This is a genomic window from Candidatus Hydrogenosomobacter endosymbioticus, from assembly GCF_021654655.1.
Lineage (GTDB): Bacteria > Pseudomonadota > Alphaproteobacteria > Holosporales > GW7 > Hydrogenosomobacter > Hydrogenosomobacter endosymbioticus.
In genome coordinates, this window is the sequence record NZ_AP025225.1 from 763,328 (window position 1) to 776,154 (window position 12,827).

Below are 12,827 nucleotides of genomic sequence, written 5' to 3' on the forward strand. Positions count from 1 at the left end.
AAACGAAAAAAATCCTAACGCCGAGCATTTCTCATGAATAAACCTAAATTTGCTCTAGTATACCCCACCTATCCTTTCGTTTTTTCTTCTTCATCGTCATCTATCTTCGGCTTCAGTTTCCGTCTTTTCGACTTCGATTTTTTCGACTTCGATTTTTTCGCATTTTCTAAATCTTTTTGCAAAGTCTCCTTTTCCAGAATTGTTTGAGCTATGAGCTCATCATATTTTTTTTGCAAATCCCCTTTTTCCAGAGCTGTTTGAGCTATTAGCTCATCATATTTTTCTATTTTTTTTTGCAAATCTCCTTTTTCCAGAGCTGTTTGAGCTATGAGCTCATCATATTTTTCTATTTTTTTTTGCAAATCCCCTTTTTCCAGAGCTGTTTGAGCTATGAGCTCATCATATTTAACTTGGTCTGACCTTAGCTCTGCAATATGGTTATACAATCTGGATATTTCCCCTCTATAGTAGTCTCTGTCTACTCCCCATTTCTTCCTGTCTTCATTAAAATCTTCTAACCTTATTTGCATATTGGCTTTTTCTGTTTTTGCTTTATCCGCCTCTTCCAACAAACCTAGCGTAACTTTCGACAATTTTTTATCAAAAGCTTCTTTTTGCGAAGAAATTTGCAGCTCTAAATGACTAATTTTGTTAATCAAGCTAGATACCTCAATTTTTGAATTGTAGACTTTATTTTCTAATGAAGTTTTTCTTTCAGCAAACTTAGCTTTTTCTTCAGCAAATTTAGCTTTTTGAACCTCGAACTGCTTCTTTTCATTTTCGATCCTCAGCCTTTCGTCGCAGAGTTGTTGCTCTAGAGAGTTATATTTTTCTTCAAACTCAGCCCGAATCTCATTTCTTATATTTTTTTGTTTTTCCAACAGTTGCGCTATTTGTTGAGAATGTGGTACGCGAACAAGTGCTTGCTGTTGTGCTGACGGCTTTTTTTGATTGGTTTTGAGCTGCGCTGACGGGCCTTTCTTGTCGCTTGTTTGTTTGCCTTTGCTCTGTTTTTGCTTTACAAAATCCTCCATCTCCTGGTATAGAGATTTTCTACCTCCAGCCTTCTGCACTGCTTGTTCTGGCGGCTGAGTGTGAATTCGCTCTTTAAGTTGCTCAGTGTCATCCTGATTTTGGATTTGAGCTAGCTCTTTAAGTTGCTCAGGTTGATTCCGGATTTTGCTTTGAGCTAGCTGTTTAAGCTGCTCAGTGTCATCCTGATTTTGGATTTGAGCTAGCTCTTTAAGCTGCTCAGTGTCATCCTGATTTTGGATTTGCTGGAGGTCCGTGATTTTCTTATGTTCTTTCTCTTTATTCTCTTGATATTGAGAGACCTCTTTTTTCGCACGAAATTGTGAAAGGTCCTTGCTATCAGCTGTTCGAGAAGTGAGAATAGCGCGTTTACCGCATTCGACCGTTTGTTTTGGGAGATCGCCAGAGAAAGATAAGCTGGTCTTTTTCATAGCAAAAGCGTCGAGATGTGCAGCAAAAACGATAGTTAGAAAAGTAATTCTGTTCATAATTTACCAAGCATGCCTACGGAACTCCGGTTATACATGTAAACAGTGGAATTATCAAGCAAGTAATGCATCGAAGAATTGTTTTTGCAGTGTTAGATAGGTTTCTTGCAATTGTTGCGTAATTGGTGCCGATAAGAGGACTGGTAGAAATTTTTTGCTATGACATAATAAACAATGGCGAGCATGCTAAAAATCTATTAATTGTTTAATATCGTTTAGCGAATCTATCATCCATATCCGTACACATCCTTGAAAAATGTTGGTTTTCCGTTTTCATCAATCCACACTGTGAGATACGAGATATATATAGGGACCGGGGCCCTAGGTTTTATGGTTTTTGTCTGACGGTGTTTTATGTATGAAGAAAAAGATTCTTTGTTTATTGTTCCTTCAAGGACAAAATTAGCTACCCGCTCAGGCTCCTTGACCCTGATGCAGCCAAGGCTGAAAGCTCGATAAGTTTTGTTGAAGAGGTTTTTTTGTGGAGAGTCGTGCATAGCTATGCTATGTTTGTTTTCGAAACTGAACTTTATTTTTCCAAGAGGATTGTTTTCAGATGGAGCTTTGACGAGAGCTCCTCCGACTATTCGATACCCGTCTCTTCCTGCTTTGCAGGCGAGCTTTCCTCTTATGCATGGAGGGACAACCCACGACGGATTTGTAGTGACAGAATTTATCTTTGCTATAATTTCAGGAGTTTTTTTAGAAATTTTTCCAACTATTACTGGGAGTTCTATTTTTTCTTTATGTTCATCAAATGCTTTTAGCGTGAACGAAGGGATGTTTATAAAAACGCATCTTGAAGGCCAAGGCTCCATTTTCTCCCATCTCGAGATATTGAGCTTTAGTTTTTCTATCAAGTTTTTTATGGGTTTATTAAGTTCTGTTATTGTATCTGGGGTTAGCTTTCCCGAAGGCTCCAGGCCTAGAGCTTTTTGAAAATTTTTTAAAGCTGCAATGGTTTCTGATTTACATGAATTTCCAACGCAGCTGTCTTTGGCTAAGAAGCCCATTTGAAATAGACGTTTATAAACTTCAGCGAATAGTGCTGTATCGTTTTTGTTGGAATTTGATATTTTTGTTTCTGAACTTGCTTGTCGTTCATAAAACTTGAGAAGCGAGATCAGTGCTTTGTGCTGAGGGTGGATGGACGCCTGGCTTGCGCAAGAGAGCTTGTTTCCTGTTTCTATATACTCGCTGCGCGCTGAAAATGAAGAAAGCGCAGCCATAGTAATCACTGTATATTTTAGATAATATAAATTTTGCATATAAACAACAGGCAAGACCGGAAATATCTGTAAAAACAATAATATAGTATAGGTGCGAAAATATCGTTTAAGCTGAAATAGTGGGGCGCATTAGTTGTATGGTTATTTTGCGATCAGAGTTTTTAAGGCTTTACGCAGATATCTAGTGGAGATATATTTAGTCTGAGTTGTTGGGGGAGGAATAGTTATGGCGAGCGCATTTGATGAGATAAACGACGAAATTGAACGGGAGAATTTTTTTGCTGCGGTAAGAAAATGGATACCTCTTTTTATAGCGGCGTCTTTTATTGCTCTCGTGTTTACGGCGTCATATTTGTTTGTTAGCTATCGCAACGAGCAAATTCTTATATCCCAAGAAAAGATGTATGAACAAGCTCTGGAACATATGAAAGTGGGCGATATAGAAAAAGCTAGGGTTTTATTTAATTCTTTGCGTAAATCGGCCAAAGAGAAGGGCTATGGATTTTTGGCAGCGTTGCAAATTGCTAGCATGGAACATAGAGACTTTAAAGCTAGCCTTAGCAAGGAACCCATTAAGCGAATTCAGGATATATATGTCGATATTTTGAGAAACCGCTTTGGTGGCGTTAGCACTGCGCTGGAAAATTTTTTTATGGCTGCTTTTGATTTGTCAAAGATGAACCATAGGCCTGATGATGGAAAAGTGAAATCTTTTGTGATGGGGCGTTTTTTTACTCCGCATAATGCATGGGCTGGGGTCGGCTATCAAAGAGTCGCTTTAGCTGACATTGCGAGCGAAGTTTCTTCCGATAAATTGGCGAAAAGCCTTGCAAATTGGGTTAAATTTTCCGATAGATCGTGGATGTCAAATTTAGCTTATATAGGAGAACAGGCGTCTATGCCGATGGAGATGGACTGACGTTGTATATGATCTAGGTGGTTGCTTGTGGGTGTTTTGATGGTTTATAGGTTTGTTGTTCTGCTCGGAATTTGTGCGCGTTGTTTTTTTCTTGCTGTCATAGCTGTGGCATTTGTTGGGTGCGATAAGAAGGAGAAGATACCGCTTGTTGGTGATAGGGTGGCTTTTGACGTTTCAGACTCGGAGATAGAGACCTTGCCTTGCGAGGTGACGGAACCATGTAGGATAGGTCCTGAAGAGCGAAGTTCTGTGTGGGCCCAGCCAAATAGGAACAACCGTAATGATATTGGCAATATTGTAGCTCCTAAGAAATTTTCTAGAACCGCCAAGATACAGCTCGGTTGTGGCGACGGAGCTGGAAAAATTTTGAGCTCCCCGGTTGTTTCTGGGAGAACGCTTGTAATAGTTGGAAAAGATGGGCGGTTATACTGCCACAGTTTGGATTCTGGTGAAGTTATTTGGTCTGCTAGTTTGTCTGTGGATGAGAGCCAGTGCGCTAACGGCAAAGAGATAAGCGGAGGTGGGGCGGTTATCTGTGGAAAATGTGTTTATGCTTCTAGCGCGACGGGAGGGGCGTTTTGTTTTGATGTCAGGTCTGGGAAGAAGATTTGGAAAACCAGACTGTCAGCTCCGGCGAGAAGCGCGCCTCTGGTTTTAGATGATTTGGTTATAGTCACTAATGTAAATAACCAGATCGAGGCGATGGATTTAGCTAGTGGGACTATAGTTTGGAGCCATTATGGGATTGTTGAAGATACAAACGTACAGGGCCTTTCTGTTCCCGTTGCTGTTGGCGGTTGCGTTATAGCTCCATATTCTTCAGGCGAAGTCGTGTGTGTGTCGGCGAAATCAGGCGAGGTGGTATGGGCTAATGCAGGCTCTCTACTTCGCGCTTTTGACGGGACTACCACTGCTCTCGCGCATATAAAAGCTTCTCCTGTGGCGAAAGACAACTGTTTATACACCGTAAGCTATAACGGTCAGACGTCGTGTTTTGACATAAGAAACGGGCAACTTTTATGGAAAAGAAATATTGGAGGAGTTGAAACGCCTTCTGTTTCTGGTAACTGTTTGTTTTTAGTTTCTATAGACAACGCTCTTGTCTGTATGAATAAAAATTTCGGATCTGTGTATTGGGCGAAGCATCTTCCGTTTGTCAAAGACGTTGTTTCTGCATGGGCTGGACCTGTTATAGCCGGGGGCTTGTTATATGTTGTTGGTAAGAATGGCGTTATGCTTGCGCTCGATCCTGCAAAGAAGGGAACTGTGGTGGCTAGCTATAAGCTTGATGCGCCTGTAAGTTTGGCGCCTATAGTTATTGATGGAAAAATTTTTGTTATAGATGAAGAATCTTTTTTGTATGTGTTTAGTTAAGTCATATATTGCTTGATTTTTAATTTATTTATGCAAAGCAGTTTTTTAGAAAAATGGAGGATGTTTTTAAGTTGACAGTTTTCTGATTTTTTGTAACAATTCAGACTGGTCCGTGCTGGTGTGTGGGATTTTGTGAAGTCTGCTGTATCTTGGATAGGCAAATCAGTTAGGTTTGTTGGCGAAGTTGTTTATGAGTGTAAGCGGGTCGTGTGGCCTACAAGGAGCGATGTGTTTGTTACGAGCATAATGGTGTTTGTTCTTTCTGCTATATTTTCTGTGTTCTTCTTTGTGATAGACCAGGTTCTTGGGTCGGTTGTTGGATGGGTATTGGGGATGGGCGCAAATGTGTAGCGAGGTTAGCGGGACAAAATCTGTTGCCAGGTGGTATGTTGTGTACGTTGCTGCAGGCGGAGAAAATAGGATGGTTTCCGAGTTGAGGGACAGATTTGATAAGTCCGGCGTCGGAGATTTGTTGTTTGACGTGTTTGTTCCCAAGAAGTGCGTCACTGTTGTTAAGCGCGGCGTGAAAGTTCGCACAGAGGGCAGGGTTCTTCCAGGGTATGTGTTTGTGAAGATGCAGTGCACTCCTGAGACCGTTAATATAGTGCAGAATTTCCCAAGGGTTCTTAGCTTTTTAGGTTCTAGCAACGGAGATCCGAAACCTCTTAGCGATAAAGAGATGGCGGCTTTGTTGGATCAGGTTGATGAGCTAGTTAAGACCTCGGAGTCTGAAGTTAATTTTGAGCCTGGTGAACACGTAAAGGTGTGCAACGGATTGTTTGCTTCTATGAATGGAGTTGTTGAAGAGGTTGTTGGGTCGAGACTTAAGGTTTCGATTTCTATACTAGGAAGATCGACTCCAGTAGATTTAGACTTTTCTCAAGTGGAAAAATTGTGATATCATCTAGTGGAATTGGAAGTTAGGTTGTTGTGTTATGGCTAAGAAGGTTGTTAAGTTTCTTAATTTGCAGATTTTGGCGGGAAAGGCTAACCCGGCACCGCCTATTGGACCCGTGCTGTCTCAGAACAAGCTTAACATTATGGAATTTTGCAAGGCGTTTAATGACAGAACGAAGGAGATGCCTTCGGATGCAGTTATTCCTGTCGTTATTTCTGTGTATGCTGATAAGACGTTTACGTTTGTGACTAAAAAGCCTCCTGTAAGCTATTGGATAAAGAAAGCCGCTGGGTTGAAAAGCGGAGGGAAATTGCCCGGTAGGGAGAAAGCAGGCAAAATAACTATGCAGCAGGTCGCTGAAATTGCCAGGGAGAAGATGGAAGATATGAACGCATATAACGAGTCTGCCGCTGTTAGCATGGTTATGGGTACTGTTCGTTCTATGGGCATAGAGATTGAGGGGTAGTTGATATGGCAGGGTATTGCAAGCGCTTGAAAAATGCTTATGGCGGAATTGATAGAGGCGCGATGGTTTCTATCGACCAAGCCGTAGCTATGGTTAAGGAGCGGGCTGTCGCTAAATTCGATGAGACGATTGACGTCGTTTTTCGGTGTAATATCGACACCAAAAAATCTGATCAGGTTTTGAGGTCTATCGTGAGTTTGCCGGAAGGGACGGGTAAGGTTGTTCGTGTTGCGGTTTTTGCTAAAGATGCTGCCGCTGAAACCGCGAAGAAGGCCGGCGCTGATATTGTTGGGGCTGAGGATTTAGTAGAGCGAATTCAGAGAGGTGAGATGGATTTTGATAGTTGTATCGCTACTCCTGATATGATGGCGCTTGTTGGTCGTCTTGGAAAGGTTCTGGGACCTCGTGGTCTTATGCCAAATCCCAAGTTGGGAACTGTGACTGCTGATGTAGAGAAGGCTGTTAAGGCTGTTAAGGGTGGGCAAATATCTTTCAGGGCTGATAAATCTGGAATTGTTCATTCTGTGATTGGAAAGGCAAGTTTTTCTGCGGAGGCTCTTCTTAACAACTTTCGCGCTCTTTATGGGGCGCTGATTGAAGCGAAGCCAGCTTCTGTTAAAAATGATCTTGTTTCTCGGGTGTTTGTATCTTCCACTATGGGAGTAAGTGTCCGAGTAGATGTTTCTAGTATAAAGTTTAGCTGATAGAGAGTTAGTATGAATCGTCAGGAAAAAGCACAATTTATCTCTGATTTAAAGGGGTTGTCTGGTAAGTACCCTATAGCTGTGTTGACTCGGCAATCTGGGTTGACAGTGTCTAGCATTTCAGAGTTCAGGCGTAAAGTTCGAGGTGTCGGCGCGCAGTTTATTGTGGTAAATAACAGGCTGGCAAAAATTTCCTTTGATGGGATGGCTTCAAATGGATTTATTGATGAGTTTAGAGGGCCTTGCGCTCTGTTATTTGGAGATGACCCTGTTGGAAGCGCCAAAGTGGCTGTGGATTTTGCAGACGAAAATGACGGGTTTAAAGTTGTATGCGCGTACTTTGATGGCGACGTCCTTGATGTGGTGGCGGTTAAGAATTTGGCGAGCTTGCCGTCGCTTGATGTTTTGAGGAGCCAGTTATTGTCGTTGCTTTTGGCGAGTGCAACTGAGTTTGTGTCTGTGCTTCAGGCTCCGTCTCGTAAATTGGTTTGTGTTTTGGACGCATATCGAAAGAAATTAGCAAAGGAGAATTAATAAAATGGCTGATAAATTAGTTAATATTGTTGGGTCTATAGAGCAGTTGTCTCTTATCGAGGTTTCTGAGTTAGTTAAGATGCTTGAAGAGAAGCTTGGCGTGTCTGCCGCGATGCCTACCGTCGCCGCACCAGTTGCGTCTTCGTCTTCCGCTCCTGCCGAGGAGGCTAAGTCGGAGTTTGATATTGTGTTGAAGAGTGCTGGAGATAACAAAATGAACGTTATCAAAGAAATTCGCACGATAACTGGGCTTGGGTTGAAAGAAGCCAAAGAGGCATCAGAGACTGCGGGAAAGGTGTTGAAGAGCGGGGTTGCTAAAGCAGAGGCAGATAAAATTAAAGAACAGTTAGAAAAGGCTGGAGCCGTAGTTGAACTTAAGTAGTAGAGGGATTCCTGCAAAGGGGTGTTTTGGAGGGCGCGTGGTTTTGCTCTCCTTTTCTCTTTTCTCTTTGCTTTTTGATGAGATTTGTTGTTTTGTTTGTAATTTTTTCAGGATGTCCTGCTGTGACTGTTTTATACCAATATCTGGTTTAGAAATGGTCAACGATGGAATGACCCGGTTTGAAGATGAGTTCGAGTTGGTTTGAGTTTTGTAGCGTGTGTTCTTGGTGAAGTGGTGTACTATGCTCTGTGTTTTAGATAGTTGTTGCATTCTGTTTTGCAATTGTCCTGTCGGCGGAGCTTTGTTACATTTGGCGCTTAGAGTTATCGCTTCTTCAGCGTCCTCGTCTTTGAAGGCCTCTTTTTTGCTTAGCGTTTTGGCGAATAAGTCTTGGTTATGCGTTCTTAGTTCTGATATTCGTTGTGGGCGTGGGAGTGATAGGAGACAGCGTGAAGGCGGTCGTTTTTTTGAGCGACATTTTGGGGCTGTTAGAGGCTTCGCGGTGACTGTTTTTATGGTCGTGGCGGTGGAGTTTATACGTATTCTGTGCGCTAGTCTGCGGGGTGTGAGTCTTATGTTTCTTCTTGCGCAGTCGTTGTTTTTTTTATGTGGTCTGGTTAGGGAGATATAAGTATGGTTTATTGCGTTGAATCTTTCTGTAGAGCTGCGAATGCGCATAAACGTATCAGGTATAATTTTGCGAAGATAACGGAAGTTATGTCTATGCCCAGTTTGATCGATTTGCAAGAGAAGTCATATCAGGATTTTTTGCAGAAAGATGTTCATCCTAATCAACGAGAGAATAAGGGCTTGCAAGCTGCGCTTCAAGCGGCTTTTCCAATTAATGATTTTTCCGGAAGGGCTCAGCTAGAATTTGATGGATACAAGCTGTGTGACCCTAAGTATGATATTGAAGAATCTAAGTATAAAGGTGTAACATACGCGTCTCCTATGCGTGCTCGGCTTAGGCTTGTGGTTTGGAGTGGAGAAAAAGAAAACCGAACTATAAAGCATGTTAGAGAACAAGAAGTGTATCTTGGCGACGTTCCTCTTATGACTGGTCGAGGTACGTTTATCATCAACGGAATAGAAAGGGTTGTTGTGTCTCAAATGCACCGTGCGCCTGGTGTGTTCTTTGATTATGACAATAGGGGAGGCGCCGTTGCGGGCAGATATATGTTCGTTGCCAGAGTTATCCCATTTCAAGGATCTTGGCTAGATTTTGAATTCGATATGAAAGACGTTTTGTATGTAAGGATCGATAGAAAGCGTAAATTTCTTGCTTCTACGCTTCTTATGGCTTTAAGCGACACTCCGTCTGATAAAGAAAGTGCCGGAATGAGCAAAGAGGAATTGTTGTCGAGCTTCTACGATAGTTTTGAATGCAGTTCTTCCGGTGGAGTTTGGCGTATACCATTTATGCCATCTATGTGGAAAGGCGTTGTGTTAGATGGTGACATGGTTAATGCTGAGACCGGCGAAGTAGTGGTAAAGTCTGGTGGGCGTATAGATAGAAAGACCATCAATGCCATTCAGGCTTCTGGAGTGAGACATATAAACATAGACAACGAAAAATTGGTTGGTAAGTATTTGGCGAGACGTGTTGTTAGTCAGGATACGGGCGAGGTTTTTGCTGAATGTGGAGCAGAAATTACTATGGAGTTTTTGCAAGCGCTGAGTAAAGAGCGAATAGACACTATACAGCTTTTAGAGATAGACCATTCTAATATAGGCGCTCATTTTAGAAACACGTTGATGGCCGAAAAAAATGAAACTAGAGAAGAGGCGTTGGTCGATATTTACAGAATTTTACGTCCTGGGGAAACGCCAACTCTAGAAGCGGCGAACACTTTGCTGTATAACTCATTCTTTAATCCTGAAAGGTATGACCTTTCAGATGTGGGACGTATAAAGATAAACTCATGCCTTAACCTTGATACCGATGTCTCTGTTCATGTTTTGCAGAAGCGTGACCTTATAGCTGCTGTGAAATTTCTCTTGAGGCTTAAGGATGGGCACGGAGCAGTAGACGATATAGACAGCCTCGCTAATAGGCGTGTTCGTCCTGTTGGAGAGCTTTTAGAGGGGCAGTACCGAGCTGGGATTATTAGGATGAAGCGCGGTATAAGCGAAAGGATGGTTTCTGTGGACCTTGAGCAGGCTATGCCAAACGATTTGCTAAACGTTAGGCCTCTCTCGGCTATTATTAGGGAATTTTTTGGGGCCTCTCAGCTATCTCAGTTTATGGACCAGACAAACCCACTATCTGAGGTGAGTCATAAAAGAAGGCTCTCTTCGCTTGGTCCTGGAGGTCTGTCGCGTGATAGGGCTGGGTTTGAGGTACGCGACGTTCATCCGACGCACTATGGGAGAACGTGTCCTGTTGAGACTCCTGAGAGCGTCAATATAGGGTTGATAAGTGCGATGGCTACCTATGCTCGGGTGAACAAATATGGATTTTTAGAGACGCCATATAGGAAGGTCCGAAATGGCAAACTTACAGATGAGATAATATACCTTTCTGCCAAGGAGGAGGAAAAATATTCAATAGCTCAAGCGGATGTTGATGTTGATGAAAAAGGGAACCTGCTTGGCGAGCTTGTTGGGTGTAGAAGGGCTGCTGGCGACTATGCTCTTGTTCCAGTGAAAGAAGTTGATTTTACTGATATTTCTCCCAGACAGATAGTTTCAGTTGCCGCCGCGCTCATACCTTTCATAGAGTGTGACGATGCTGCGAGAGCGCTTATGGGATCAAACATGCAGAGGCAAGCGGTTCCTCTTTTGCGTCCACAATCTCCGCTTATTGGCACTGGCATGGAGGAAATAGTTGCTCGCGATTCTGGTGCTGCGGTTGTTGCCAAGAGGTCTGGAGTTGTGGATCAGGTTTCTTCTGAGAGGATAGTTGTACGCGCGACAGACGACCTGTCTAAAGGGAAATCAGTTGTGGACATATACTCTCTTGCTAAATTTCAAAAATCCAATGCAGGGACGTGCGTTCACCAAAGGCCACTCGTGTACGTCGGGCAGTCGGTGAAAGAAGGGGACGTTATTGCTGATGGCCCTGCTACAGATAGGGGAGATCTTGCTCTTGGTAGGAATGTTACAATAGCGCTTATGTCTCTCAACGGTTATTGCTTTGAAGACTCTATAGTTATATCCAGCGAACTTGTGAAGGAAGATGCTTATACAACCTTGCACATAGAAGAGCTTGAAGTTTCTGCTAAGGATACGCGTCTTGGGCCTGAATATGTTACTCGCGATATTCCTGGGGTTAGCGAGGAGTCTCTTAGGCATTTAGATGAGTCTGGTATAGCGTATATAGGTGCGGAAGTAAGGGCTGGAGATGTGCTGGTTGGTAGGGTGAGCCCTAAAGCTGAAGCTCCGCTAACTCCTGAGGAAAAACTGCTGCGCGCGATATTCGCCGATAAGGCATGTGAGGTGAAAGACACATCTCTGAGGGTGCCGCCTGGCGTTTCTGGAACTGTTGTTGATGTTAGGGTATTTTCTAGGCGCGATATAGAGAAGGACGAGCGGTCGCAGTCTATTGACAGAGAGGCTATTGCCCGGCTCGTCGCGGATAAAGAAACAGAACGAAAAATTCTTGACCAAGGTTTTGATAGAGCATTTAAGGGGCTTGTTGTTGGAAAAATTGCTCTTAAGGGCGGGAAAAAAGAGCAGATTGCGATTACCGAGGAATACTGGGAGTCTCTTACGAAGGCTCAGAAGAATAGTATAATTGTTGAAGATGCCGCGCTTATGGAACAGATAAAGGCTCTCTTAGCGCAGCACGAAAGCGCTATGAAAGATCTTCAGATCAGGTTTGAGCAAAAGGTAGAGAAAATCCATATGGGAGATGATCTTCCTGCTGGAGTTTTGAAGACGGTAAAAGTTTATATAGCGGTGAAGAGAAAAATTCAGGTGGGCGATAAGATGGCGGGTCGCCATGGAAACAAAGGGGTAGTTTCCATAATAGTTCCTGTGGAGGATATGCCGTATCTATCTGACGGCACTCCTGTCGATGTTGTGCTTAACCCTCTTAGCGTTCCGTCCAGAATGAACATAGGGCAAATTTTGGAAATGCATCTTGGTTGGGCGGCGCTTAATTTTGGTAAGAAAGCAGTAGGTCTTTTAAAGCAGGCGGCAATGGATGGAATTTCTGAAGAGGAAGGTTCCTCTATTATCAGGGAGGGATTGAAAGATATATATTGTAAGCCAGAAATATGCGAAAAGATTGACTCTATGAGCGGAGTTGAGCTTATAGAGATGGCAGATGGCATATCTAAAGGTGTTCCGATGGCTTGTCCTGCGTTCGAGGGAGCCAAGTCTGCTGAAATAACAGATGCGCTTGTGAAGGCCGGATGCACATCGTCTGGACAGGAGATTTTACATGATGGGTTGACGGGAGAGCCTTTTGATAGGCCTGTTACGGTTGGAGTGTTATACGTTATGAAGCTTCACCACCTTGTCGATGAAAAAATTCACGCGAGGTCGGTCGGCCCATACAGCTTGGTAACTCAGCAGCCGCTGGGCGGAAAGGCTCAATTTGGCGGACAAAGATTTGGCGAAATGGAAGTATGGGCGCTTGAGGCGTATGGTGCAGCATATACATTGCAGGAGATGCTAACAGTAAAATCAGACGATGTTGAAGGCAGAACAAAGGTGTATGAGGCGATAATAAAAGGGCAAGAAATGTGCGATTTTGGTATACCGGAGTCGTTTTACGTGTTGAATAAGGAAATACGAACTCTAGGGCTTAACATGGAATGTTGCAAAGAAAACGCGGCTAGCTAGTGTTATGGAT

At 43.1% G+C, this 12,827-nt stretch carries 11 protein-coding genes; 9 read left to right on the top strand and 2 right to left on the bottom strand.

Going from position 1 to position 12,827, the window contains the following annotated elements; genetic code table 11:
• Positions 1–68: 68 nt before the first annotated feature.
• Complete coding sequence (locus HYD_RS03530; RefSeq protein WP_236864968.1) at positions 69–1,463, bottom strand: hypothetical protein; 1,395 nt, start codon at positions 1,461–1,463, stop codon at positions 69–71.
• A 284-nt stretch (positions 1,464–1,747) separates the two neighbouring features.
• Entirely contained in the window at positions 1,748–2,749 is a 1,002-nt protein-coding gene (locus HYD_RS03535; protein WP_236864969.1) for a L,D-transpeptidase family protein, read from the bottom strand.
• 226 nt (positions 2,750–2,975) lie between these two features.
• Here HYD_RS03535 and HYD_RS03540 point away from each other — a divergent pair, with 226 nt between their 5' ends.
• From HYD_RS03540 to rpoB, 9 genes are all read left to right on the top strand, one after another.
• A complete protein-coding gene (locus HYD_RS03540; protein ID WP_236864970.1) occupies positions 2,976–3,668 on the top strand; it encodes a hypothetical protein in 693 nt (230 codons plus the stop codon).
• Between the two features lie 39 nt (positions 3,669–3,707).
• Positions 3,708–5,042 (top strand): outer membrane protein assembly factor BamB family protein, encoded by a 1,335-nt coding sequence (locus HYD_RS03545; protein ID WP_236864972.1) that lies wholly within the window; start codon positions 3,708–3,710, stop codon positions 5,040–5,042.
• Positions 5,043–5,174: 132 nt separating this feature from the next.
• Positions 5,175–5,393, top strand: coding sequence for a preprotein translocase subunit SecE (gene secE / locus HYD_RS03550; RefSeq protein ID WP_236864974.1), 219 nt, complete (start codon positions 5,175–5,177; stop codon positions 5,391–5,393).
• Complete coding sequence (gene nusG, locus HYD_RS03555; protein WP_236864976.1) at positions 5,386–5,940, top strand: transcription termination/antitermination protein NusG; 555 nt, start codon at positions 5,386–5,388, stop codon at positions 5,938–5,940. The genes secE and nusG overlap by 8 nt, the downstream gene beginning before the upstream one ends.
• Before the next feature lie 37 nt (positions 5,941–5,977).
• Entirely contained in the window at positions 5,978–6,406 is a 429-nt protein-coding gene (gene rplK / locus HYD_RS03560) for a 50S ribosomal protein L11 (RefSeq protein WP_236864978.1), read from the top strand.
• 5 nt (positions 6,407–6,411) lie between these two features.
• Positions 6,412–7,110 carry a 50S ribosomal protein L1 gene (gene rplA / locus HYD_RS03565; protein ID WP_236864980.1) on the top strand — a complete coding sequence of 233 codons (699 nt, stop codon included), beginning with the start codon at positions 6,412–6,414 and terminating at the stop codon, positions 7,108–7,110.
• 12 nt (positions 7,111–7,122) lie between these two features.
• Entirely contained in the window at positions 7,123–7,644 is a 522-nt protein-coding gene (gene rplJ / locus HYD_RS03570; protein ID WP_236864982.1) for a 50S ribosomal protein L10, read from the top strand.
• A gap of 4 nt (positions 7,645–7,648) precedes the next feature.
• The gene (gene rplL, locus HYD_RS03575) at positions 7,649–8,026 is read left to right on the top strand and encodes a 50S ribosomal protein L7/L12 (protein ID WP_236864984.1); all 378 of its coding nucleotides are present in this window, start codon (positions 7,649–7,651) and stop codon (positions 8,024–8,026) included.
• A 633-nt stretch (positions 8,027–8,659) separates the two neighbouring features.
• Positions 8,660–12,817, top strand: a complete 4,158-nt coding sequence (gene rpoB, locus HYD_RS03580) for a DNA-directed RNA polymerase subunit beta (protein ID WP_236864986.1) — start codon at positions 8,660–8,662, stop codon at positions 12,815–12,817.
• Positions 12,818–12,827 lie beyond the last annotated feature (10 nt).